Consider the following 23,425-nt stretch of genomic DNA (forward strand, 5'->3'; position numbering starts at 1 on the left):
ACTAATATGAAACTATATAGTAGTGTCAATTATTCTTAATAAATCTTAAAATTATTTGCTAATTAAAATCCATCATCCCCCCAAAGTCTTCCATCATTTTTTCCAGTAGTTCTTCCATCATATCTTCCTGTACAGAACGGAGACTTTCTGGACCTGCGAAAAATTCTTTAATAGTGATCTTTTTATCTTTAAAGTCTTGAACAAAATCACGAATTTCCGCAACTATCTTAGTTTGAGATTGAATAGTTTCCAGCATTAATTCAATACAATCAATCCCTTGTTTAGCTGCTTTTTTGTAATCCGCAACCATTGATCCTTCCGGGGTATTTTTTGCTAACCGGAGTTCCTGTTTCAACTTCTCATATTGATTTTTGAGAATTTGATTGTGTTGTTCTATATTTTTACATCTGCGACTTAAATCATCTTCGCTATTATTATCAATTGTTTCTCCGACTTCATATTTACGTTCAATTTCCAAAAGTCGCGCTAAATCTCCATCTTGGTAAGCTTTATTAATTTCCTTCATTATTTCCGTGTGAGTCATTTGGGTTTCATTATCTTTAACCTTATCAGGGTGAAAGATTTCCGCTAACCGCAAAAATGTCTGTCGGATTTTTCTAGATTCATCTGTTCTCGCTACTGTGGGAGATTCTGAATCTTGTTCTGCTTCCCAAAATTGACGACGACGTTGATGATTTTCTTGAGCATCATTATCTTCAAATAGTTCATCTAATTCTTCATCATCATCATCATCTTCTTCTTCTTCAATAGGTTTATAACTAATAATTCCTCCCATTTGTAAACTTCTGTACAATGATTGGATATTTTTCTGGGTTTGCTTTCCCATTTTTCTTGTATTTAAAATTTCGGCAAACAAAGCATGAATTTCTGCATCTAATTCGGCCATTGTTTTCATATTCGGACTAACTCGATGAAATACCTCTGTCGCTAAAGAGCGCATTTTTTCGACGAAGTTATTTAATTCTGTCCGCTTTTTCTTAATTTGCTTTAATAGAGATTGGTGTTCTTTCTCTAAACCCGCTAACTGGAGATGTAAGTCAGAAAGAGCTAGGGGAGTTACTGTAGTTGAGGATGCTGTTTTTGTTTTGCGTGCCATAGCAGATGCAATTAATATCAGGGTTGATAAACGAACACAATTAATATTATATTTTAAATATTGATATTTATAGAAGATTTTAAATTAAATTAACTGGTTATAATTACTTAATTTAAAACCTTTCACAGTCAACATTTCTCGCACTTGCTGACTCAACAAAGCCGCTAATTCTACCTCACCACCGTTATTTATCTCGGTATTCACTAAATCAGGATGAGAATAAATTTCTACTAATTCCGCTTCAATTTGTGGTATCAAACCCAGTAAATATTCTTCGCTCATGTCACCAGTTTGTAACAATCCATAAACCCTGTCAGCAAATTTAATTTGATTCGCTTTTAATAAAACTTCTCCATAACGGCGTAATTGTCCAAAAACAATAGACCAAATTATTTTAGTGAATAAATTACGGTTATCAATTTTGAGGTTTTTGCTTAATTCTTCTGAAGGTAGACGAATAAATTTAATCTGAAATTCCGCGGCAAATTCTGTTAAAATGTTCAAAATAACAGGATGTACATGAAGGTGCAAATGTCCATCAACATGAGCAAGATTTAAACCAGAATCCCGAAATTTTTCTAATTGAGCAGATATTTCTAACCGCAATTCTGCACGGGTAGCTTGATTAAATTGATAACTTAATCCTGCTTGGGTGGGATTATTAGAAAAATTACCTTGAGAGTCTACTAAATTGGGAATTTGTGCAGGTGGTAAAACCGATTTACCGCACACTAAAACCAGGTGTAAACCCACTGCTAAATGAGGGTGATTTTTTGCCAGTGCGATCGCCTCTTGTGCAGCATCACCACTTACCATTAAACTAGTGCTAGTTAAAATGCCTTCCTCATGGGCTTGAATAATCGCTTACAGTTTCTTTCGTTTCTATCGGCAACCCGATAATAAAAGTCCCATGTACAGTAATACCAAGTTTGTGGCAATTCTTCATGAATTCTCGCGCCACTTCTAGCTTAATACCTTTTTTGATATTATTGAGAACTTCTTGATTACCAGATTCAAAACCTACTAATAACAACCTTAAACCGTTATCCCGTAAAGTTTTGAGAGTATCATAATCTAAATTAGCACGGGCATTGCAACTCCAAGTTAAATTGAGTCGCTTCATGTGTTTACTAATAGCGATCGCTCGATGTTTGTCAATGGTAAAAGTATCATCATCAAACATATACTCCCGCACCTTGTCCCCAAAGAGAACCTTGGCTTCTTCCATTTCTCTACCTACGGCATCGGGGCTTTTATGACGGTATAAATGTCCGCCAATAGTTTGCGGCCACAAACAAAAAGTACATTTTGCTGGACAACCACGGCCAGTATAAAAAGAAATGTAAGGATGTTGCAAATAGCCAATGAAATATTTACTAATATCTAAATCACGGGCATAAACTGGCAACACACTGGGCATAGCATCCCAGTCATGAATTAAAGGACGTTCTTCCGTTTGGTGGATATTTCCCAACTTATCCCGGTAACTCAAACCCTTGATTTCATCCCAAGGTTTCCCTTCTGCCAATTCTTTACAGGTATAATCGAATTCATTGCGGCAGACAAAATCAATTACTGGATTTTCCCGTAAAGTTGCCTCTGGTAAAACCGCAACGTGCGCCCCTACAAAGCCAATTTGCACATTGGGATTTTGCGCTTTGATCGTTTCTGCACACTTGACATCATTAGCCAAAGAAGGCGTGCTGGTGTGCATAATCACCAATTCGTAATCCTTGGCAATTTTCAGCACATCATCCACTGTCTGCCCATGAGGAGGTGCATCAACTAACCTACTGCCAGGAACTAAAGCCGCAGGTTGTGCTAACCAAGTCGGATACCAAAAAGAAGTAATTTCTCGTTTTGCTTGATACCGCGCCCCCGCACCACCATCAAAACCATCAAAAGAAGGTGGACTCAAAAATAAAGTAGTTTTCATGAATATTTTTCTTGTCAGTTGTTAGTTGTTAGTTGTTAGTTGTCAACTTAAGCCAACCAGGGAATGAATTCCCTGTCTAAAAGCTAAACTCGGTTAAAACCGACTACTTTGACATAAATAGGATAGTTTTTGATTTTGAGTTAACCAGAGTGCATTTTAACGCACTTTAGCTTTTAGACCGGAACTTAAGTTCCGGGCGGATTTGTTCCCCATACCCTATTTCCTAACTAGCTTTAGCATTCACACCCATGAGGTTTTCAATCAAGGAAACAACATCACTACGGCTGAGTTTTTCCTTACCACTAGCCAAAGCATCTAGAGTACCATGAGCTAAAGCCAGAGGAATTTGGCAAAATTGCAAAGCCGGTCCATTTGGCAAAGAGTTCGTATAGGCATCTGCTAGGATGAGATTGCGACGGGCATATTTTTGGAGATGATCATTATCCCAACCTGCTGGGTAAAAATTGACTCCACGAGTTAAATCCTCACCATTGTTTCGCAGAATATTTACTGCTTGCAAACCCCTACCAAATCCTATGGCTTGAGTGCGGTTGCTTTGAGTTCCATCATACCAATTCCATAAATCTGAGAGCAACAAGCCCACAGCACCAGCCACCCCAAAGGTATAACGGTCTAAATCCGCCTCTGTTTCTATTTGCCAATTTCTATCTGACCAATAAGCCATTCTATCAGCCATTGCGGCTGTTGCATCCCAAATTCGCGGGGCAATGCTTTCAGGTGCTAATATTGACCATTCTCTAATGCGTAAACTGACTTCTTGTAAAGAATTTTCGTAACCTTTAAATCCTACAGAGAAAGCATCCAGCGGAAAACCATCTACTCCAGCTTGCAATGTGAGGCTAATATTCTGCAATAGGCGTTTCTTAGTCTCGTTATCCAAGTTTGGATCATCTTCAATTTGGTCAATGGCACGCATACACAAGTATGCTGATGCCACTGCTTCTTGTAATCCTGATGGTAAAATACTAATTGGGATATAAAAAGTTCTACTAGTTTCTTTAAGGATTTGCAACGCATCTCCACGTAAATCCATTTTGTTCACTCCTCTCTTGATTTGCACACCACACCTAATTTCGGACTTTTCAATAATACTAGATTTAGTATTGATTAAATCTTAAAAACCATAGACACTCTAGAATTTAATCTAGGAATACATAGTTTATAATGTCGCATTTAACACAATTTTCCAGCTTATCAAAGCTTAGTACAGTATATAAGGTTTTGGTAACAATAACCTTGTCTACAAGGATAGAGATAAGAACAGCAAAGTTCTTAGGCTGAAGTATTGCAGAAGTGCCGATAGAGTCACTTATTTTACCAGGATGTGGATTTTATTGTTGAGTATATGATTTTATGATTTAAGCTGTATTGTCCTACAGATTTTTATTTGTCAGAATCAGGATGTCCAGGATTTGAGGATTTTCAGGATGTTATTGGATGATTGTTTTTTGGAAGTTGGGGATTTTTCAGGATGTTTTTGAATGATTGTTTTTGAATAATTTAAACCATCTATAAATTACCATCCTGTTAATCCTTTAATCCTGGTTATCCTGATTCAGACAAATGCAATTTTCATCACCAAACAAACCATCTATAAATTACCATCCTGTAAATCCTTTAATCCTGGTTATCCTGATTCAGACTTAATAATTTTCTGTAACCCTTAAATGTTACAACTTACAAGTCTCGACGCGAGAGAAGAACCCCTCCCCTCCTCCACTCAAAAACCGGGAGGTGGCCTTCTGGCGCTTTCTTGTCAAAAGTAATATCTGTGTAGTACAACCATCTTCCTCCTTTTCTCCATCCTACCTTGTCCCCGAACTTCTCCCAGATGTCTGAGTCTTCTCGCGTTTTTAAACTTTGATAAATGCGTTTTTGCACAGAAAAACCAAATTTTCCATCACTGTATTTTACCCACAAGTGGTCAATGGTGCGAAGGTCTTCACAGGGAAAATTATTAATACTTTCAACATCTAACCAACCTTCCTTTTCCCGTTTCGTAACCGCTAACGTTACCCGTTTTGTTTCCCCGTCTGCTTCCTTCCATTTCCCTTGTGCGAGGTAGTCGCGCAGTTTCCTATAGTCCATATTAGATGTTTGTAGAGACGTTCCATGGAACGTCTCTACATTAATGGGTTGTTGAATATCAAAATTAATGGGTTGTTGAACTACCAAACCCAAATTTTCCCGAAACTTCAATACCGTCGGAGTCCGGTTTTCCGGTTCTATTTCCATCCCTGCTAAAATAGCATCATTCACCCTCTGACTAATGCGAGAATTATAATGTTTTGGTGCGGGTAAAGGTTCATCATCATATTTCCGGTTTTGTGCGGGTACTGGACTAACTTCATCCTCTTTGTTGAGTCCATCCGCCGTGAGCAGATAATATAAAGTGGCAGCTAAAGCATAAACATCGGTATGAGAACCAAAACTCCCTTTCCGACGATATTGTTCAATGGGTGCATAACCTTCCGTTAAAGCATTTGTCATGCTTTTAGTAGCAATACTGCGAGTTAAACCAAAATCAATTAAAACCGCTTCTTGTTTATTTTGACGTAACAGAATATTTTGAGGTTTAATGTCGCGGTGTAAACTGCCTTTGGCGGTATAATTTACCCGTGCTAGGTTCTAAAGCTTTGTAGGTAGTCCCAAAACCACCGCTACCCAAGGGTTTACCTTGAATGATAAATCTACCGTTATTAATTTCTTGTCCTGGTTGCCAAATAATCATACCCTTGTTAGTAGATACGGTGGAGATTAATTTAAATATATCATTACCGAGATCCCCGACTGCTTAAAGAAGTCGGGGATCTTGTTTTGGATGTTATTGGATGATTTTTGGTGGGGAGTTGGTGATTTTATTTGTCTGAATCAGGATACTCAGGATTAAAGGATTTACAGGATGTTATTGGATGATTTTTGGTGGGAAGTTGGTGATTTTATTTGTCTTATTAAACTCTCATATTTTCAATTTGAAAATTGATTATTAAATATTAAATGAATATTTAAAATATGACATTTAAAACCAACATCTTGCAAATCCTAAAATCCTGGATATCCTGATTCTGACAATTGAGAGATTCATATCCCCGACTTCTTTAAGCAGTCGGGGATATGGAGGATTAAGCCACAACTTCCACTGGTTTGGCTTCTGGTAACAACCGCTTCACACCTTGCTTGACAAAAGCTTCCAAAACAGCCATTTTTTGATTTTGCTGGAATACAGTTTGCAAAACTTGACGCAGTTTGTCGAGATTTAACGCACTTCCTGATTCTAAAGCAATTTCTTGCTGTTCAAAATATGCTACTAAACTTAATCCCGCTACTCTTGTGAGGTAAGCAGCACTCACTCCTTCTACCATTCCCCCAGCGACAAAGGTAGCAACATTAGTTTTCAGAATACCCGTTACAGCCCTAGTTGAAAGTTCCACTAAACCTAATTTCAACATCAAACTTCCCATAGTTCCCGCTACTTGTTGCGCTTGTTCTAAGGAAATTTTCTGCTGATAAATATTACCCAAATCTATCACCATTTGAGCAGTAATCGCCGCAGTTGCGAGAATATCTAAAGCAGGTACGGGATTAGCAAAAGCTGCCGCCGCTGCAATCCATTGATATTGTTCTATAAAAGGTGTGGCTTGATCTCTTCTCACACCATTTAAACAATTTTTGGCTTCAGCTTTGAGTAATAATACCTTGCGATTTGTGGTATTACAAACTAGCTGTTCTCCTTGCTGTCCCACAACCGCTGCTAATTGTTGTGTTAATTGCTGGATATCTGGCGTTGGTTGTTCCATCCATTCTTGGAAAGAACCATCTTCTTCATGTTTCCGCACTTTCACAGGTACAGGAGAAGCCGCAGTCGCAACTACATTTGCACCAATGCGCTGTTTTAATGATTGAAAAACTGTAGCGCGTTCATCAGGTTGATATTGATCTTGTTTGTTGAAAACCAGCAAACTTGGTTGTTTTGTGGCTTTTAGCTGTTGTAAAACCTGAAATTCTGAATCTGTTAAATCACCGTTGGTCAGAAATAAGACAAAATCAGATTTCTGCATTTCTGATAAAGTGACAACATCGGAATTTTCACCAGCTACGGAAAATAAAGGCGCTGTTTCCGCAAAATGCAAAGATATTCCCGGAATAGTTGGGGCAGTTTTTAGAACTTCAATAACTGTACTTTTACCTACGGATTTACCACCAGTAACGGCCAGAGTGATTTCCTTTCTATCCAGTTCTAAGGGCAATTTAGCGAGGGTTTCCCGGAGAATTGCTAGGTGAGGATGATTGGCTGCTTCTTGTGCCAGTTGATTAATTATTACTTGGGTTTTAGCGATCGCTTTATCCACATCTGCCCGATTGACAACTATATCATTTAGCTGTTCACCTAATTGGGGCTGATTTTTATTGAACAACCACAAACCCCCACCGACAGCCAAAGCACTCAGGAGTCCGAATTCTCCCACTTGCACTATTGAATCATGCCAACTGTCTAACATCCACAGGGAGAACGATAGTCCTAGTCCTCCCACTAAAATCGGTCGCTGTAACTTCACAATTGTGATTCTCCACGCGAGGAAAAAGCTTTTACCTCACTTTAGTCCAAAACCTGCTACTCGGATTGAGGTTGGTGAACAAACGTCTTTTGATTTTGAAGACTCGCAAGCGGCTAAAAGCATTTTTTTTGCTATGTATAAACAACACATCAATTTTTCTTAATTAATTGTTGTATCTAGTGATAAAGTCAATGTTAACATATTAACTTTTCTTGAAATGACAGGTAGATAGGATAAATAGTCTGCTCACTAATTATACAGGTGAAATCAGTGAATAAAACAGCAAGCCAATTAGTCTTAACTTTCGGAATACTAGCATTGACAAGCAGTTTTACAAATACGCTTGGTCTTGCCCAAAATATTCAAAAACCAAATGAAGCGACAAAAGTTACTAACTCTGCCACTGACGCACTTATCAAAGTAGATGGTTCTAGTACCGTATATCCCATTACCCAGTCCATAGCTAAAGCATACCAAGCCAACCTAAAAAATAATAGTCAAATACAAGTAAATATTTCCGGTACTAGCGGTGGGTTTGAAAAATTTTGTACTCGTAAAATAGATATCAGTAATGCTTCTCGACCAATTAACCAGTCAGAAATGGCAGCTTGCAAGAAAAATGGCGTAAGTTACATGGAATTACCCATAGCTTTTGATGCCGTAACCATTGCTATTAACCCCCAAAACACTTGGGCAAAAGACATTACAGTAGCCGAATTGAAAAAAATCTGGGAACCTGCGGCTGAAGGAAAAATTACAAAATGGAATCAAGTCCGAGATTCTTGGCCAGACCGCCCAATTAAATTATATGGTCCTGGTGGTAAGTCTGGAACTTATGATTATTTTACCGAAGCAATTGTCGGTAAAGCCAAAGCCAGTCGCAAAGATTACACAGCCAGTGAAAATGATGAAGTTTTAGTTACTGGTGTTAATAAAGATCCTAATGCTTTGGGTTACTTTGGTTATGCCTACTACCAAGAAAACAAAGATAAGTTAAAAGTTTTAGCAGTTAATAGTGGTAAAGGTGCCGTTTTACCATCACCAGAAACAGTAGAAAAAGCCAAATATCAACCACTTTCTCGACCTCTATTCATATATGTCAATCTTCGGTCTAGTAAAAACAAAACTTTGGTGTATAACCTTGCGGATTTCTACATTAAAAATGCGGCAAAAATAGTCAGTTCTGTTGGCTATGTTCCCTTATCAGAGGAAGCTTACAAACTTAATTCTATCCACTTGTATAAAGGCAAAGCCGGAACAGTATTTGGTGGTAAATCGGAGTTTAACCTAAGTCTTGGGCAATTGTTACGCAAACAAAAGCAATTTTAGTAATTAATAAAAATCATGACAATTAGAGTAGGAATCAATGGATTTGGGCGCATGGGCAGGTTATCCGTTCGTGCTGCTTGGGATTACCCAGAAATAGAATTTGTCCACATTAATGAAACCAAAGGTGGAACAGAAGCCGCAGCACATTTACTCAAATTTGATTCTGTACATGGGCGTTGGACACCAGAAGTAGAAGCGGTCAAAAACCAAGTTGTTATTGATGGTAAATCCCTGAGTTTTACTGAATATTCCCAACCAGGTGAAGTTCCTTGGGAAGATTTTGGGGTTGATATAGTTTTGGAATGTTCTGGTAAGTTTAGAACCCCCGCTACCCTTGACCCCTATTTTAAAAGAGGTGTGCAGAAGGTAATTGTTGCTGCACCTGTTAAACAAGAGGCTTTAAACATTGTCATGGGGGTAAATGATCACCTCTACCAAGCTGATAAACATCATTTATTAACAGCAGCTTCTTGTACTACTAATTGTTTAGCCCCAGTCGTAAAAGTAATTCATGAAGGTTTAGGAATTAAACATGGAGTAATTACCACAATTCACGACAATACTAATACTCAAACTATTGTAGATGCACCTCATAAAGATTTGCGTCGGGCTAGGGCTACAAGTATGTCATTAATTCCCACTAGCACAGGTTCAGCCACAGCTATTGGGTTAATTTATCCAGAATTGAATGGTAAATTAAATGGTTTAGCCGTGCGTGTACCTTTGTTAAATGCTTCTCTCACAGATTGTGTATTTGAAGTTGAACGTTCGACCACAATAGCCGAAGTTAATGATTTATTAAAAACTGCATCTGCACAAAAACCGTTAATAGGAATTTTGGGTTATGAAGAACGTCCTTTAGTTTCTATTGATTATAAAGATGATCCTCGTTCTGCAATTATTGATGCCCTTTCGACAATGGTTATCAACGAAACTCAGGTGAAAATATTGGCTTGGTATGACAATGAATGGGGTTATGTTAACCGCATGACTGAATTAGCACGAAAGGTGGCGTTAAGTTTGCAGAAATAATGGTTTTCTAGGGGTGGGTTTTCAGTCCTACCCCATAAAGATTTTTGCACGCAGAGAGAATGAGGGTTTTTAGTTTGTATTTACAATTTTGAATTTTTAATCATGGCTTCTACTACTGCTTCTAATTCTAATTTCAAGAATTATATTCTGGTGACACTGGCATACTGGGGCTTCACTTTGACTGATGGGGCTTTGCGAATGTTGGTTTTGCTCTATTTTAATAAAATTGGTTATACACCTATTCAAATTGCCTCTCTGTTCCTGTTTTACGAGGTATTTGGAATTGTTACAAACTTTCTCGGCGGTTGGATTGGTTCCCAGTTTGGGTTAAAAGTAACTCTTTATACTGGGATTGGATTACAGGTGTTTTCTTTAATTATGCTGTCTTTTCTGAATCCAGGGTGGGCGCAGTGGCTTTCAGTCCTTTATGTGATGGTTGCACAGGCATTTTCGGGAATTGCTAAGGACTTAACGAAGATGAGTTCTAAAAGCGCCATTCGCTTGGTTGTGCCTCAAGATGCTCAATCTTCTTTGTTTAAGTGGGTGGCTGTACTCACAGGTTCTAAGAATGCTTTGAAAGGTGTTGGTTTCTTTCTTGGTAGCGCCCTTCTCAGTTCTGTGGGTTTTATTAATTCCCTATGGATTATGGCTGGGGGACTGGCTTTAATTATGTTTTCTGGGTTAATGCTGCCCAAAGCCATGGGTAAAATCAAGAAAAAGGTCAAATTTAGCCAACTTTTCTCTAAAAGCGCAGAAATAAATATTCTCTCGGCGGCGCGATTCTTTTTATTTGGATCTAGAGATGTATGGTTTGTTGTGGCTTTACCAGTGTTTTTACGTGGGACTTTGGGCTGGTCTTTTTATCAAGTGGGGGGATTTTTAGCTTGTTGGGTGATTGGTTATGGGATTATTCAATTTTTAGCACCAACACTCATGCAGCGATTTGGTTCTGGTCGTCCACCTCAATCTCAAACTATTCGATTCTGGACATTTACATTAACGGCTGTTCCCGGTGCGATCGCTCTAGCACTACAATTAGGTTTACCCGCTAATATCGTAATTATTGCTGGACTTCTCGTTTTTGGTGTCGTATTTGCTTTCAATTCCGCTGTCCATTCCTATTTGGTTTTAGCATTTACTGATGATGATAAAGTCGCTTTAAATGTGGGTTTTTACTATATGGCAAACTCCGGTGGTCGTCTTGTGGGTACAGTTTTATCCGGTTTGGTTTATCAAATATTTGGCTTAGTTGGTTGTCTGTGGACATCAATGTTTTTCGTATTCGCAGCAGGTTTAGTTTCTCTGAAGTTACCTAATCCTCAACCTAGTAAAGCTATAGCTTGGAAAACTGGAGACGGAGAATAATATTTCCCAGTCTAAAGATATGCTATGCAAACAGGTATATCCTACTGTAGTGAGATGACCCCAAAATTTATTTGAGTTTAAATATGGTAGTGGGCAATTGGTGACAGTTTTTGCCTCTTGCCTAAATACTAATTTGTAATAAATACAGATTTTATAATGACAACAAGATCCCCGACTTCTCTAAGAAGTCGGGGATCTGAAACTAACATTTATAGAGGTTAATTAAGTGGAATATGTAACTAAACAACCGACTATAAAACGCCTTTCTTTTCTGGATCGCTTTTTGACATTGTGGATATTTCTGGCAATGGCAACTGGAGTGGGTTTAGGCTATTTTTTCCCCACAATAGAAGTTTTTATCAATCATTTCCAAATAGGAACAACCAACATTCCCATTGCTATTGGTTTAATTTTGATGATGTACCCACCCTTAGCAAAGGTAAAATATGAAGAATTAGGAGATGTATTTCGTAATAAAAAAATTCTCGGACTATCATTATCACTAACTTGGATAATTGCCCCAATTGTAATGTTTACACTTGCTATTCTTTTTTTACGCGATAAACCTGAATATATGACTGGGTTAATCATGGTGGGAATAGCCCCTTGTATTGCTATGGTAATTGTCTGGAGTGAATTAGCTAAGGGAGATACTGAATATACAGCCGGACTGGTTGCTTTTAATAGTATTTTTCAAATTCTCTTTTACAGCGTTTATGCTTGGTTTTTTCTGGCGATTTTACCGCCTTTATTTGGCTTACAAGGAACTATTGTCAATATCAGTATTGGGGAAATTGCCAACAGCGTTTTTATCTATTTAGGTATTCCTTTTCTGGCTGGATTTATGACTCGCTTTATTTTAGTAAAAGCTAAAGGTAAGCAGTGGTATCATCAGCAGTTCATTCCCAAAATCAGTCCGATTACTTTAATTGCTCTTTTATTTACAATCATGGTAATGTTTAGTTTAAAGGGCAATTTGATTGTGCAGATTCCTCTCGATGTTGTCCGCATTGCCATTCCCCTAATTATCTATTTCCTATTCATGTTTTTGAGTAGTTTTTACCTAGCATGGAAAATTAAAGCTGACTATGCCAAAGCTGCTAGTGTGGCATTTACCGCTGCTGGTAATAATTTTGAATTAGCAATAGCTGTAGCTATTTCTGTATTTGGGATTAAATCTGGTGTGGCTTTTGCTGCTGTGATTGGACCATTGGTAGAAGTGCCAGTCTTAATTAGTTTAGTCAGTGTATCTTTCTGGATCAAGAAACATTTTTTTCGCGCATCTCCACCAATAGGATTATAATTAAATACGTTTGATCTACTATTGATTTATTTAAATTTAATGAAAGTTGCTGATTTAATTACCTGGTTTGAAGAATGGGCAAATCCCGCTTGGTGCGAAAGTTGGGATAATTGCGGTTGGCAGGTTGAACCCGGTGTTTTGTCTACAGAAGCGCGGGTTTTAGTGTGTTTAACTCCGACTTTAGCCGTAATGCAGGAAGCGATCGCTCTCCATGCTAACCTAATATTTGCCCATCATCCCCTCATTTTTCACCCTCCCAAATCTTTCCGCACTGGGGAAGCTTTAACGGAAATGGTGCGGTTAGCTTTTACCCATAATATTGGAATTTATACCGCCCATACTAATTTTGACCAAGTGGCAGATGGAACTGCTGACGTTTTATCCCAACTTCTGGAACTTCAACAAGTATCACCTATTGTTCCTACCCAAGCAGGTTTAGGTTATGGGCGTGTAGGAATGCTAAAACCCACTTTGACATTACAAGAGGTAATTAATAATATTCAAACTCAATTAAATCCGCCCCATTTAATTTTCTCCCCAATGGCTGATTTACAACAGCAAATTTCACGGGTAGCTGTTTTAGGTGGTTCTGGTGCAGGTTATATTTCAGCCGTAGTTAAAACTAATGCCCAAGTTTACTTAACGTCTGACTGTAAATTTCATCAATTTCAAGAAAGCCGTGATCGTGGTATTATATTAATTGATGCTGGACATTATGCCACAGAACGCCCAGCGTGCGATCGCTTAGTCCAGAAATTTCAAGCCCTTAACTTAGATTGGGTCAAATTGAGCCAGCAAGATGAAGATTTCCGCCAGTTTTTACCCTAGTTAGATCACCGTAAACTATCCAGACCAAGTAATACTTACATCTTGCTTCCGTAACGCCCTGGGGATTTTATTCAAAAATTTATACAAAAAAAATTATTCACGGTTAAAAAATTAGAAACAATGTTATCATTATAATACAGATTTTAACCCTGGCGAAAATCTTTTAGAGATCAGCCACTGGTTTGTCTGTACTTGGCTAGATAGTCTAGTTAAAAGGCAAAAAGCTATGTTATGTTCAGACGATTTTATTGCTAAAGCAGTCCTGCCAGGGATAAGTAACTTTCCCTGTGGAAACGCCAAATCAAAGAAAAATGTCTGTAGATGTTAACAGTTGCTATAGCTGTTCAACTAATGCGGTAAACTAAAGCTTAAGACCCAAAATTTCATCTAACACTAATGACTAAAAATAAGTGGTAAAATTGAGTCACTGAACTTACCGGGTTCTCACCGCGAAATTCACCTCCTAGAGGCTGATATTATGGGGATGAAACCCGAATTTGACAGGTTTAACTACGTTGTATAAAAAGGCAGAAGCACTACATGCTACACCGCAAGATTTATCAACTGTGTTGCGACGGGCGGGAGGTATGTGTTTTTTTGCGGGATCAGCAACGCTGGATAGAGCGGGCCCGCATCATTGATATCGAAGGCGATTTAGTGACTTTACGCTATGAAACAGACGAAGAAGATGAAGTTTGTTCTTGGGAGGAAATGGTTCGTCTCGAAAGTATCGGATCTGTTACTCAAAAATTAGCTTCAGTGCAACGCGGTAACATAGATCCGCTGACAACTGAAGACTGTCCAGAAGCAGAGCGTATTCCTAACCCTTATACTGACCTAAATCCAGATTAAACGCTCCTAAATTAAATTCACGTCAAGCGTTCAAAAGCAGGACAGTATCCGTCCAGGGTAACTTTGAAATTATATAAGGGGGCAGCGGGGTTCCAACACCGTTGCCCTCTTTGATGTCGGCAGCTACCACAGCAGGCAATATCACCAGAATTAGGGCGAAGGTTATTCGGGTTTAAGAGTTCTCGCGGAGATAACCCCCGTAATACCAAGTCTTCACCCTGCCAACGCGCTTCTATTAAACCCGTATCAGCAAATTGTCGCCACCGGGGATCTGCTGTCACCGTATCGGGAAGAGTGATGGTAATAACAGTTCCCAACTCCGTCACCTCCCCCTCATAATTAATTTCTGGGGCAGCAGGTTGTAAAAATGTTTCGCCAATCGGTAATTCTACTAGAGTCCCTGGGGCTGGTGAATGGACATGATAGCGATTTTGTAACTCTTCTAAACAAGTTAAGTCAGCCAGATAACTTGGAGAACCATGCACAAAAATAACGTGTTGCGGGCGTAAATTATGAATTAGCTGGGTTGTTCCTGGTCCATCACTATGTTGCGCTAACAGATAACTTTCAAATTTTGTCGGTGCTAAATATTCTGGATTAACTGGAATATCAATTTTTTCAGGTAAAAGAATTAACCAATTGCCTGTGTTTGGTTGACAATATTTACGTAAATCTGCGGAAGAATCCGTAAGAACAATACAAGGCGATATCCCTAAAGTTGCCAGATTTTCTGGCTTTAATCTTCTTACACGGGGTTTTACCCGTTCATCCCAAAATAAAGGTTGGTGACGGGCGAAATTTTGAACTGCGGCGGGAAGATGTGGTAAAAGTTCTAAATAGGCATCACAACCAGCAGCTACAGCACCATCAACCCAAATGTCTAAATCTCTACCTGTGAAGTGGTGATGGGAACGTAATAACATAAGTAATTCTTGACCTAAACCTAAAGCCGGAGTTGGTAAAATTACTGAATAACTCTCATCTGTTCTACCGGCACTAATAGCGCGATGAATCCTTTCTGCTAGTTGATTTTCTTGATTGCGGCGATGGGTATGGCGAGATGTCCCATAACTACCTTCAATTAATAGTACGTCTAAATTTAAACCTCGAAGTTCATCCAGTCGCAACCCTTCGACTAAACGGGAGTTGGATAGGAAAAAATCACCGGTGTAAAGTAATTTATAATCGCGGTTGGGGGTGTGGTAAGTGAGGAGAATCGCCACAGCACCGGGTAAATGACCTGCGGGAAATAATTCTACTATTAGATCTTCTCTGATTTCTATGGGCGATCGCAATGGTAATGCCTGACAAAATGAGAGAATTCCTGGTAGTTCTTCATCTGGCCAATTTAGCGGTAATAACTTCGTTGTCACCTCACTAGCATAAATAGGTAATAGGGGAAAAGCTTGATGCAGTGTTAATAAGCCTCTAGCATGATCTGGATGAGCATGACTAACTAGAACTAAATCAGCTAACATACCATGCTGTGCCGATTTAGTCAATTCCTGCGATATAGGAGAAATATTTGTCAAGCCGAAATCTAACATGATCCGATGTGGACCCATCCTGACCAGTAAACACACACCTTCATCTTGATGCTGAACACTATAGGGAAAGCATTCTAACTCATTAGTGGTTTCGACCGCATCAATTGATATATTATTCATCCTTTGCTCCTCCCCTCCATCAAACTATTGGCTGAGAAAGTTGGCTTTTAGCAATATTCCTCTGCAAAGTTCAAAGAAGTGGGAATCCTAAGTTGTCACTCTTGTTAATGTGCAGAACCATTACCATGATAATTATCGGAATCATAAAAGCCATTTTTCGTACCAAAAAATAAGCACGAAACCGTAAATATAACCGTTAAACCCACTAAAATTAGTTTGATATCCATTGATTTTATTCCCTTAACTTCGGACTTTTTGATCTTAATATCGTGTTTTTGCATTTGGGCAAAATCACTAGAAAATCTTTACCATGCTTGGGTTATTGTAAATATAGCACATTCAACCCCAGCATTACAGGGCAATCTCTTCTCCACGCTCAGTAAAGCGGACATCTTTAATTTTCCACTGAGAATTACTAATTAATGTTTTGCGGACACTGCTAAACAACGCAAACTGTTCACAACTAGAAAGAGAAGATACTTGTCTTTTTGAATCTGGTGCGACTCGTAAGTCAACAATCGCAACACCATTTTTTACATTAACGCGATAACCAGATACGCTGAAATCTGCTGTATTTTGTTCTTTGAATATTTTACCTATAGCTTCATTCATGGGTTCTGCTGCGGAAACGTCAGTTTTTTGAGGAATTAGCTCTTGACATTGGGCATCACTTGTGTATACGGTGACGTTTGTAGTTTTACCAGAGATTGCTTTGGTATTAGAATTAGCGGTATATGGTTCAACTACGGGGGTTGGAGACTTTTGTACTTTTCTTTGGGGACTGGGGTTAATCTTGCTATTTGGTGTTGTTTCTGGAGTTGGGTTATTAGCAGTATTGTTAGAATCACAACTGCTAATAACAGTGCAGGATACAACTAAAAATAATGATAAAATAGCTTGTTTGTAATTATACATATAGTAATTTAGTTTAATTTTTACAAGAAAATTCATCAGGGGAAGGAAAGAAAAAACCTAAATATCAATGATAACTACTTTTGTTCCCAAATATAAAGTTAAGGTAGGGTTAAGTTTAGGGTTGAAGAAAATAAATTTTATTTTTTAGTATACTTTCGTAACAAAAAAGCAAATTTTTGTTTAAATTATTGATTTAATAATGATTTTTAGGATAGTAACTTAAAAGTTGATTGAACTTTGATGTTATTAGGATCAAATGCTGCTACTACAATACAATTGGCACATTACTTCTTTGCTTGCTCAGTCCTCCTCAAGTTCTGACGGCGCTGGAGAAAATATTGTTTTTTTGCTTTTTACTCTGTTTAGCTATTTGTTTGGTTCTTATTGCTTCTATACTATCTACGAGAAGTTGGGAGAACAAAATGCTTGGTTTGCTTGGGTACCAATTCTTAATAATTGGATCATGTACAAAGCAGGTGATCAGTCTCCCTGGTGGATTGTTGGGCTTTTTATACCACTTGTTAATTTTGTAGCTCTGATTTTCTTACTGATGGCTTTCATTAAAATTGTGGAGAAGCTGGGTAAAAGTCCTTGGTTAATTTTGTTAATGATTATTCCGTTAGTTAATTTTGTGGTTTTATACAATTTTGCTTTCGGCTAACTAATAAAAAAAGGGATTAAAAACAGTAAATTTAAATTTTTAATTCCTTTTTATCAGAGGAGATTTGCAAAGATAAAACCGAATTTTATTGTCCAAGCTTCCTGAAAGCTTGAGAAAGAGTTAATATAAAATATAGCTTATCTTATTTTATAATCTTAACCTGTAAATTTTAGCTGATCAATTTTTTCAGCATAACTATTTTTATAGCTGATTTGAATGCTCTCTAATGCCAGACGTAAATCTTCTTGTGAACAAAATCCTTCTAACCTCTGCTTGACAATACCATTTTCAATCAGCAATAAAGTTGGTAGGGATTTAAGCCTATAAGTATTAGATAGTTTAAAATTTTGATCGGCATTAATTTCCACTAATTTTATTCTATCACTGCATTGAACTTGAAATTGTAGCAACAAAGGATGAATAATTTTACAGAATTCCGACCAAGGGGCTGTAAAATTTACCAAAACAGGGATAGGAGATTCTAAAACATTTTTGGTAAATGTTTTTTCACTGATAGATAATATAGTTGATTTTACGTCAGATTCAGGAAGTAAATGTGCAACTCCAAGTAGCTTACCTAGACGAGATGTTTTCAAAAAAGCCTGTCTTTGAGCATGAGTCATTATCTCTTTTGATCCTGCCATTATTTCATTACTATTCATATAACTTTGGGTTTCCCCATCTGGTTTCATGTCGTTGACAAAATTCTGCTGCTGCGGTTCGTGAAAATCTGAATACATATAAGTCTTCTCCACTAGGAGTGCTACCTAAAAAACCAAGATATTCCATCTGTACCTTATCCCTATAGTATGCCACAGCTTCATCCAAAGCTTCCAGCGAAACGAATGATTCTACTGATGTTACTGGACAAAACTCGAAAGCAACCTTTATTGCATACCAAATTAACCATTTACCAATAGGTTCAATTAACCTTGAAGTAACATCTCCACGATTGGTAGGGTGTGCTTCTATATTGTTTATTTCCATAAATATGGGAGGAGCGGGTTCAGGATAAAAATATGGATAAAGACTATATTTAACCAATCCCCAAACTTTACCCTTATAAACAAGCTTAACTATGTTTTGGCAGTAAAAACTGGTATTATTCCATATATTCAACCAGTCACAACTCCAGTCAGTGGGTAGATCATTAATACTTGCTGGAGAAATAAAAGCAATTTCTTCAGTGTTAGATTCAATTAAAACTTTTACCTGATAACTTCCAATAGTAGTCAATTTGTTTTTATTACCTGTTGAAAATTTGAGTATCATAAATTATACATTAAGATAGACAATTATTCAAACATGGTTTGTAAGATAACTTGTGGTTACTATATATTAGTTACATCGTATCATTATAATATCAATCACAAGCTAACATCCTGTAAATCTTTTAATCCTATAAATCCTGATTAAAACAATTAACAAATAGCTGCATGCACAAACTGAATCACATCTCCTAAACCAGCTTGAGTTTTCAGGTTTGTAAAAATAAAAGGCTTATCCCCGCGCATTTTTTTCGCATCTCTTTCCATCACATTCAAATCAGCACCCACATAGGGAGCAAGATCAGTTTTATTAATCACTAATAAATCAGATTTAGTAATACCTGGCCCACCTTTGCGGGGAATTTTATCACCAGCAGCCACATCAATTACATAGATTGTTAAATCTACTAATTCAGGACTAAAAGTAGCAGCTAAATTATCTCCACCACTTTCTAAAAAGACTAAATCTAAATTGGTAAATTTTTCTTCTAATTGTTCAATTGCGGCTAAATTCATAGAAGCATCTTCACGGATAGCAGTATGGGGACAACCTCCCGTTTCTACTCCTAAAATGCGATCGCTTGACAAAGCCTGAGAACGGACTAAAAACTGAGCATCTTCTTGAGTATATATATCATTTGTCACCACAGCTAACTGATATTTTTCCCGTAAATTCTTACATAAAGCATCTACCAAAGCCGTTTTCCCCGAACCTACAGGACCCGCAACGCCTACTCTTAAAGCCGTCATAATTTTTAACTCCTAAACAATCTAGTATATTGGGTTTCGTGCTGCATACTCGCTAAAGACAAACCCCAATTACAACATCCTAAATCATCATCTTCCATTGTCAAAATCTCCCCCACAGTAGTAATTAATAAAGGTTGTAAACCCAGTAATAACTCCTGTCCCGCAGTTTGTCCCAGCGGAATAAGTTTGATACCAGCGGTAATTAAATTATTCGCCCAACTGTGTAAATAAGCTAATAAAGCAGCTTGAATATTTATATCCCAATGAGCGCAAGCTATAGCAAATGCGATCGCATAATTGCCAGGATAACCCACAGCATTCACCACAGGTAAAATTTCCGGTTCTAACTTCCCTAATAATTGCATCAGAGAACGTCCCATTTGCCAACTAGCAGCCCGTAATTCTTCCGTATCTCTCGCAGCAGATAACCATAAATTCCACCGCTTTAAAGCCGACCTATCACCTAATTTGACAGCATGAAAACCCCTCACCATTATCGCTGCATCTAGGCGAATTGAGCCATAAATTAATTCAGAGTTTAGCCAATCTTTGAGATTTTCTATATTCGTAATAGTACCATTTTCTATTAACATCTCCAACCCTTCCGAATAGCCATAAGCACCAACGGGTAAAGCTGGACTTGCTAATTGTAAGATTGTCAAAAAATGGCTATGCGTGAGAGTGATTTCCATAAGCCCCTAATTCTGGTTGAAAAGGTACAACTTCCTCTTTAATTTCTAACCCTAATTGGATTAACATAGCAGCTAAAACTGCATCTGGAGATAAGCGTAAATAAGTCGAAGTTATTTCTACAGGAACATGACGATTTCCTAAATGATACGCAGCCCTTAATAATAAAGGAATTTCTGCTAATACAGTTAAAACAGGTTCAGGTTTAGCAATAATTCTCATATAAATACTTTCGGTTTCATTTGTGAGAATATCGCTATCATGTAATACTGTACCTCTAGCTAACCGCAAAAAAACCTCCTGACCATCTGCTAATATAAATTTATGACGGCTACGAGTTCGTTCTTCCGCAGTTAGTGAAAGAGTGATATTCACTATAGCATTAGTATTAGGTGGTTGACGTTGGGTAAAAGTCAGCATAATTCCCGAAATTAACTTTAATTTGTGAATATTGCAAGAGTTAGATCCCCGACTTCTCTAAGAAGTCGGGGATCTAATTGTTCATAACTGATTTAGGATAGCTATAGGTGTAAATTATGTCATCACTTCAAAAGAATGAACTTCTAGAATAGAACCAATCATCGCTGCTGTCATTAAATCTTCTCGAACTTTTCCGGTTATTTTGGCTTTTTGTCCTGATTTAAGTAAGTTTTTATCAGCACTTTTTGAGATTTCGTATGTAACACCATCTTCTGTCACAAAAGCCCAAGCACCAAGCCCAATATTCCGACGTTCAATAGTACCTGTAGCTGTAATAGTCATTTGTCAGTTGTTAGTTGTCAGTAGGGGCGAAGCATTTGGAAGATAAATTATCGGTCATTGCCAAAAATAGTTCTCCAAATGCTTCGCCCGTACAGTTGTTAGTTGTCAGTAGGGGCGAAGCATTTGAAAGATAAATTATCGGTCATTGCCAAAAATAGTTCTCCAAATGCTTCGCCCGTACAGTTGTCAGTTGTCAGTTGGTTAGCAATGGATAATAGGAAAAAATCTTACCAATTACCCATTACCAATTACCAATTACCCATTACCAATTACCCATTACCTAATTAAGCAGTTTGTCCGTCTTTTTTCAATGCTAACTGGGCTAGTCCATAACAAAGTAAAGCATTAACAAGAAGGAAAATTCGAGCTAGGTTACTATTTCCTAAACCCCAAACGGCAGGATCATAAACAGCACTAACGGTCAGAAAAGCTGTTATTCCTAAAGTTGCACCAATAGCAAACCATTTCCAACTAGGATGTCCTAAAAATAAGGCTATTAAAACAAAAGGAATTAAAACACTGGCAAAAAGAGGATTTAATGCGTCTGTTCCCTGTAAAGTGTTGCCTAGTTCGGGAATGGAACTACCTAAAACCCGGAAAGGCCATTGAGGAAGATCAAAGATATAAAATCCTTTGAGGAAGAATAAGCCAGAACTGCCGAAAGTTAAGCCGCTGAATAAAGACCAACTCCAAGTGAAGGGGAAGTAAACCCGTAAGAACCAAGCTAGAAGATAAGAACCTATTACCATGAATATTTTAGGCACTAAAGCGATCGCTCCGCCATCTATCCAAAAGCCGGGATTAAGATAACCCTGTTCTCGCAACCACCGGAAAAAGTCAGGAACACTAATTATACCGTCGCTGGCTAATTTAACTGCGGCTTCGGCGTTGAGTTGTCCAGCCCCATAATAGTTCAAACCGTCGTCTTGAATGACTCTGGCTGACTGTTGGAGAACTTGCAAAATTTCATCGGGTTCTTTGATTCCCAAGGCTTTGATTAATGCCGCTACACCCGCAACGTGGGGAGAAGCCATACTTGTGCCTTGAAGTCCGAGAAATACGCCTTCACCTTGTTCATTAATAGTTTCTTGGAGAATTGTCCCAGTTTCACTCCCTCCAGGGGCAGAAATATCCACACCCGCACCATAGTTAGAATAGGATGCTCTTTCACCGTCAGGTCCAAAAGCGGAAACGCCAATAACATGATCATAACGGGCAGGATAGCTTACGCCGTTGGTGTTTTCATTACCTGCGGCAGCAATGATAGTTACACCTTTGTTATGGGCATATTTAACCGCATCTTCCATGAGTTGGCTTTCTCCACTACCACCTAAGCTCATGTTAATGATGTCTGCGCCGTTATCAGCCGCAAATTTGATGGCTTCGGCAATGTCGGCTACTGTTCCTGCACCGTCAGCATTTAATACCTTTAAGGGCATGAGGCTGGCTTCATAGGCAACTCCAGCGACACCATAGGCGTTATTGGTGGCTTGGGCAACTGTACCGGCGACATGAGTACCATGGCCGTTGTCGTCTTTGGCTGCCTCTGTGTCGTTGACGAAATCATAGCCTTTGACAAATTTGGTTTCATATAAATCGCGGACTTTGGTAATGCCAGTATCAATTACGGCAACAGTGATACCACTACCTTTACTCCGAGTCCATGCCGCTTCTACGCCGATTTTGTGTAAGTTCCACTGTTTGCTATAATACTGGTCATTTGGACCAATTAAAGACGAACTTGGTTCTTCGTTTTGCTGCGGTGCTAACAGTTCTCCTAACCAAGTGGCTTGTCCTTGGGGGACGATTTTATAAATGTAATTTGGCTCGATAAATTCTGTAACTTTGGCAAAGGGAGATTTTCTTAAATCGTTGAGTCTTTGGCGATCGCCTTTGATAACATATACATGGTCCACCGCTGAATATTTATTATCCAGTTGCGGGGTAACATGATATTGTTGAGCGATCGCTTGTAGATCCTTCTCAATCACATTTTCTGCCACATCTTCCCGAAAATCTAGCAAAATTGTCTCAAACTCACCTTTAGCTGCCAGTCCCTGAAAATTCAAAAACCCAAACACAGCAGCACTCAGTCCAATGACAAACAAGCACAATAATAGCAGTTTTTTCATTTTTTTCTCTTATATCCCCGTCCTCAAATAAAGACAGAACGGAGAGGGAATTTTCTTACTACCATAACTCATATAAGTAGGTTGGCGTTGAAAATTGTCGTCATAGCACTAGGCAAGAGGCAATACTTCGACTTCGCTCAGTAACCAGAGGCAAGAGTAAAGAAGTTTTCAGCGATTTTACATCTCTTTACACAGTTTGGTTTTATTGTGTTCACCTACTTAGTAGGTACATTCAATTAAT

Annotated in this window: 24 protein-coding genes and 1 pseudogene; 8 read left to right on the plus strand and 17 right to left on the minus strand. The window is 38.3% G+C overall.

Going from position 1 to position 23,425, the window contains the following annotated elements:
* Nucleotides 1-58: 58 nt before the first annotated feature.
* The 7 genes and pseudogenes from HGD76_RS23290 to HGD76_RS23315 form a co-directional block, all read right to left on the minus strand.
* Nucleotides 59-1,117 carry a J domain-containing protein gene (locus tag HGD76_RS23290; protein ID WP_168697172.1) on the minus strand — a complete coding sequence of 353 codons (1,059 nt, stop codon included), beginning with the start codon at nt 1,115-1,117 and terminating at the stop codon, nt 59-61.
* Nucleotides 1,118-1,201: 84 nt separating this feature from the next.
* Nucleotides 1,202-1,933 carry a ChbG/HpnK family deacetylase gene (locus HGD76_RS23295; RefSeq protein WP_325064819.1) on the minus strand — a complete coding sequence of 244 codons (732 nt, stop codon included), beginning with the start codon at nt 1,931-1,933 and terminating at the stop codon, nt 1,202-1,204.
* Between the two features lie 43 nt (nt 1,934-1,976).
* A pseudogene (hpnJ, locus tag HGD76_RS23300) lies at nt 1,977-3,053 on the minus strand (hopanoid biosynthesis associated radical SAM protein HpnJ); the annotation flags it as partial.
* A 223-nt stretch (nt 3,054-3,276) separates the two neighbouring features.
* Nucleotides 3,277-4,107 (minus strand): squalene/phytoene synthase family protein, encoded by an 831-nt coding sequence (locus tag HGD76_RS23305; protein ID WP_168697173.1) that lies wholly within the window; start codon nt 4,105-4,107, stop codon nt 3,277-3,279.
* A gap of 644 nt (nt 4,108-4,751) precedes the next feature.
* A complete protein-coding gene (locus tag HGD76_RS23310) occupies nt 4,752-5,654 on the minus strand; it encodes a GUN4 domain-containing protein (RefSeq protein WP_325064846.1) in 903 nt (300 codons plus the stop codon).
* Nucleotides 5,650-5,805, minus strand: a complete 156-nt coding sequence (locus tag HGD76_RS25665) for a hypothetical protein (protein ID WP_233466970.1) — start codon at nt 5,803-5,805, stop codon at nt 5,650-5,652. Before HGD76_RS25665 ends, HGD76_RS23310 begins: the two co-directional genes overlap by 5 nt.
* A 391-nt stretch (nt 5,806-6,196) precedes the next feature.
* Nucleotides 6,197-7,630: a slr1306 family protein gene (locus HGD76_RS23315; RefSeq protein WP_210967679.1), complete on the minus strand. Its 1,434-nt coding sequence runs from the start codon at nt 7,628-7,630 to the stop codon at nt 6,197-6,199.
* Between the two features lie 270 nt (nt 7,631-7,900).
* Between HGD76_RS23315 and HGD76_RS23320 the strand changes: the two genes are divergently transcribed.
* From HGD76_RS23320 to HGD76_RS23345, 6 genes are all read left to right on the plus strand, one after another.
* Nucleotides 7,901-8,959 (plus strand): PstS family phosphate ABC transporter substrate-binding protein, encoded by a 1,059-nt coding sequence (locus HGD76_RS23320; RefSeq protein WP_015080960.1) that lies wholly within the window; start codon nt 7,901-7,903, stop codon nt 8,957-8,959.
* Nucleotides 8,960-8,974: 15 nt separating this feature from the next.
* The gene (locus tag HGD76_RS23325; RefSeq protein WP_168697174.1) at nt 8,975-9,991 is read left to right on the plus strand and encodes an ArsJ-associated glyceraldehyde-3-phosphate dehydrogenase; all 1,017 of its coding nucleotides are present in this window, start codon (nt 8,975-8,977) and stop codon (nt 9,989-9,991) included.
* A 102-nt stretch (nt 9,992-10,093) separates the two neighbouring features.
* On the plus strand, nt 10,094-11,356 hold the full coding sequence (gene arsJ / locus HGD76_RS23330; protein ID WP_168697175.1) for an organoarsenical effux MFS transporter ArsJ: 1,263 nt from the start codon (nt 10,094-10,096) through the stop codon (nt 11,354-11,356).
* A 226-nt stretch (nt 11,357-11,582) separates the two neighbouring features.
* Complete coding sequence (arsB, locus tag HGD76_RS23335) at nt 11,583-12,659, plus strand: ACR3 family arsenite efflux transporter (RefSeq protein ID WP_325064820.1); 1,077 nt, start codon at nt 11,583-11,585, stop codon at nt 12,657-12,659.
* Between the two features lie 39 nt (nt 12,660-12,698).
* Entirely contained in the window at nt 12,699-13,487 is a 789-nt protein-coding gene (locus tag HGD76_RS23340) for a Nif3-like dinuclear metal center hexameric protein (protein ID WP_168697176.1), read from the plus strand.
* Between the two features lie 540 nt (nt 13,488-14,027).
* Nucleotides 14,028-14,339 carry a DUF6679 family protein gene (locus HGD76_RS23345; protein ID WP_015080955.1) on the plus strand — a complete coding sequence of 104 codons (312 nt, stop codon included), beginning with the start codon at nt 14,028-14,030 and terminating at the stop codon, nt 14,337-14,339.
* Nucleotides 14,340-14,356: 17 nt separating this feature from the next.
* Here the strand turns inward: HGD76_RS23345 and HGD76_RS23350 are convergent, their stop codons facing one another.
* The 3 genes from HGD76_RS23350 to HGD76_RS23355 all read right to left on the minus strand — a co-directional run bounded on the left by HGD76_RS23350 (nt 14,357) and on the right by HGD76_RS23355 (nt 16,921).
* Nucleotides 14,357-16,006, minus strand: coding sequence for an MBL fold metallo-hydrolase (locus tag HGD76_RS23350; protein WP_168697177.1), 1,650 nt, complete (start codon nt 16,004-16,006; stop codon nt 14,357-14,359).
* 104 nt (nt 16,007-16,110) lie between these two features.
* A complete protein-coding gene (locus HGD76_RS26460) occupies nt 16,111-16,233 on the minus strand; it encodes a DUF8629 family protein (RefSeq protein ID WP_035083073.1) in 123 nt (40 codons plus the stop codon).
* Nucleotides 16,234-16,357: 124 nt separating this feature from the next.
* A complete protein-coding gene (locus tag HGD76_RS23355) occupies nt 16,358-16,921 on the minus strand; it encodes a hypothetical protein (RefSeq protein WP_039204209.1) in 564 nt (187 codons plus the stop codon).
* 256 nt (nt 16,922-17,177) lie between these two features.
* Here HGD76_RS23355 and HGD76_RS23360 point away from each other — a divergent pair, with 256 nt between their 5' ends.
* Nucleotides 17,178-17,582, plus strand: a complete 405-nt coding sequence (locus tag HGD76_RS23360; RefSeq protein ID WP_168697178.1) for a DUF5684 domain-containing protein — start codon at nt 17,178-17,180, stop codon at nt 17,580-17,582.
* Between the two features lie 155 nt (nt 17,583-17,737).
* On the opposite strand, the gene HGD76_RS23365 is transcribed toward HGD76_RS23360, so the two are convergent.
* The 6 genes from HGD76_RS23365 to HGD76_RS23390 form a co-directional block, all read right to left on the minus strand.
* The gene (locus HGD76_RS23365) at nt 17,738-18,205 is read right to left on the minus strand and encodes a thioredoxin family protein (protein ID WP_210967806.1); all 468 of its coding nucleotides are present in this window, start codon (nt 18,203-18,205) and stop codon (nt 17,738-17,740) included.
* A gap of 31 nt (nt 18,206-18,236) precedes the next feature.
* Nucleotides 18,237-18,818, minus strand: a complete 582-nt coding sequence (locus HGD76_RS23370) for a hypothetical protein (RefSeq protein WP_168697180.1) — start codon at nt 18,816-18,818, stop codon at nt 18,237-18,239.
* A gap of 185 nt (nt 18,819-19,003) precedes the next feature.
* Complete coding sequence (ureG, locus tag HGD76_RS23375) at nt 19,004-19,600, minus strand: urease accessory protein UreG (protein ID WP_168697181.1); 597 nt, start codon at nt 19,598-19,600, stop codon at nt 19,004-19,006.
* A gap of 5 nt (nt 19,601-19,605) precedes the next feature.
* Complete coding sequence (locus tag HGD76_RS23380) at nt 19,606-20,292, minus strand: urease accessory protein UreF (RefSeq protein ID WP_148764983.1); 687 nt, start codon at nt 20,290-20,292, stop codon at nt 19,606-19,608.
* Nucleotides 20,270-20,710 carry an urease accessory protein UreE gene (gene ureE / locus HGD76_RS23385; protein ID WP_168697182.1) on the minus strand — a complete coding sequence of 147 codons (441 nt, stop codon included), beginning with the start codon at nt 20,708-20,710 and terminating at the stop codon, nt 20,270-20,272. Before ureE ends, HGD76_RS23380 begins: the two co-directional genes overlap by 23 nt.
* A 114-nt stretch (nt 20,711-20,824) precedes the next feature.
* The gene (locus HGD76_RS23390) at nt 20,825-21,052 is read right to left on the minus strand and encodes a hypothetical protein (protein WP_015080949.1); all 228 of its coding nucleotides are present in this window, start codon (nt 21,050-21,052) and stop codon (nt 20,825-20,827) included.
* A gap of 102 nt (nt 21,053-21,154) precedes the next feature.
* Between HGD76_RS23390 and HGD76_RS23395 the strand changes: the two genes are divergently transcribed.
* Nucleotides 21,155-21,340, plus strand: coding sequence for a hypothetical protein (locus HGD76_RS23395; RefSeq protein WP_168694565.1), 186 nt, complete (start codon nt 21,155-21,157; stop codon nt 21,338-21,340).
* Here the strand turns inward: HGD76_RS23395 and HGD76_RS23400 are convergent.
* Complete coding sequence (locus HGD76_RS23400) at nt 21,337-23,184, minus strand: S8 family peptidase (protein WP_168697183.1); 1,848 nt, start codon at nt 23,182-23,184, stop codon at nt 21,337-21,339. The two genes, HGD76_RS23395 and HGD76_RS23400, sit on opposite strands and share 4 nt — an antisense overlap.
* Nucleotides 23,185-23,425: the final 241 nt, after the last annotated feature.

The sequence above is a fragment of the Dolichospermum flos-aquae CCAP 1403/13F genome (assembly GCF_012516395.1).
GTDB lineage: Bacteria > Cyanobacteriota > Cyanobacteriia > Cyanobacteriales > Nostocaceae > Dolichospermum > Dolichospermum lemmermannii.

What these genes read in the sequence shown, in the direction of transcription:
- HGD76_RS23400 (WP_168697183.1), bottom strand. Translation starts at nt 23,184, where the DNA reads ATGAAAAAACTGCTATTATTGTGCTTGTTTGTCATTGGACTGAGTGCT.
- HGD76_RS26460 (WP_035083073.1), bottom strand. Translation starts at nt 16,233, where the DNA reads ATGGATATCAAACTAATTTTAGTGGGTTTAACGGTTATATTTACGGTT.
- HGD76_RS23325 (WP_168697174.1), top strand. Translation starts at nt 8,975, where the DNA reads ATGACAATTAGAGTAGGAATCAATGGATTTGGGCGCATGGGCAGGTTA.
- HGD76_RS23380 (WP_148764983.1), bottom strand. Translation starts at nt 20,292, where the DNA reads ATGGAAATCACTCTCACGCATAGCCATTTTTTGACAATCTTACAATTA.
- HGD76_RS23290 (WP_168697172.1), bottom strand. Translation starts at nt 1,117, where the DNA reads ATGGCACGCAAAACAAAAACAGCATCCTCAACTACAGTAACTCCCCTA.
- HGD76_RS23345 (WP_015080955.1), top strand. Translation starts at nt 14,028, where the DNA reads ATGCTACACCGCAAGATTTATCAACTGTGTTGCGACGGGCGGGAGGTA.
- HGD76_RS23305 (WP_168697173.1), bottom strand. Translation starts at nt 4,107, where the DNA reads ATGGATTTACGTGGAGATGCGTTGCAAATCCTTAAAGAAACTAGTAGA.
- HGD76_RS23340 (WP_168697176.1), top strand. Translation starts at nt 12,699, where the DNA reads ATGAAAGTTGCTGATTTAATTACCTGGTTTGAAGAATGGGCAAATCCC.
- HGD76_RS23365 (WP_210967806.1), bottom strand. Translation starts at nt 18,205, where the DNA reads ATGACTCATGCTCAAAGACAGGCTTTTTTGAAAACATCTCGTCTAGGT.
- HGD76_RS25665 (WP_233466970.1), bottom strand. Translation starts at nt 5,805, where the DNA reads ATGATTATTTGGCAACCAGGACAAGAAATTAATAACGGTAGATTTATC.
- HGD76_RS23360 (WP_168697178.1), top strand. Translation starts at nt 17,178, where the DNA reads ATGCTGCTACTACAATACAATTGGCACATTACTTCTTTGCTTGCTCAG.
- arsJ (WP_168697175.1), top strand. Translation starts at nt 10,094, where the DNA reads ATGGCTTCTACTACTGCTTCTAATTCTAATTTCAAGAATTATATTCTG.
- HGD76_RS23350 (WP_168697177.1), bottom strand. Translation starts at nt 16,006, where the DNA reads ATGAATAATATATCAATTGATGCGGTCGAAACCACTAATGAGTTAGAA.
- ureG (WP_168697181.1), bottom strand. Translation starts at nt 19,600, where the DNA reads ATGACGGCTTTAAGAGTAGGCGTTGCGGGTCCTGTAGGTTCGGGGAAA.
- ureE (WP_168697182.1), bottom strand. Translation starts at nt 20,710, where the DNA reads ATGCTGACTTTTACCCAACGTCAACCACCTAATACTAATGCTATAGTG.
- HGD76_RS23390 (WP_015080949.1), bottom strand. Translation starts at nt 21,052, where the DNA reads ATGACTATTACAGCTACAGGTACTATTGAACGTCGGAATATTGGGCTT.
- HGD76_RS23295 (WP_325064819.1), bottom strand. Translation starts at nt 1,933, where the DNA reads ATGGTAAGTGGTGATGCTGCACAAGAGGCGATCGCACTGGCAAAAAAT.
- HGD76_RS23355 (WP_039204209.1), bottom strand. Translation starts at nt 16,921, where the DNA reads ATGTATAATTACAAACAAGCTATTTTATCATTATTTTTAGTTGTATCC.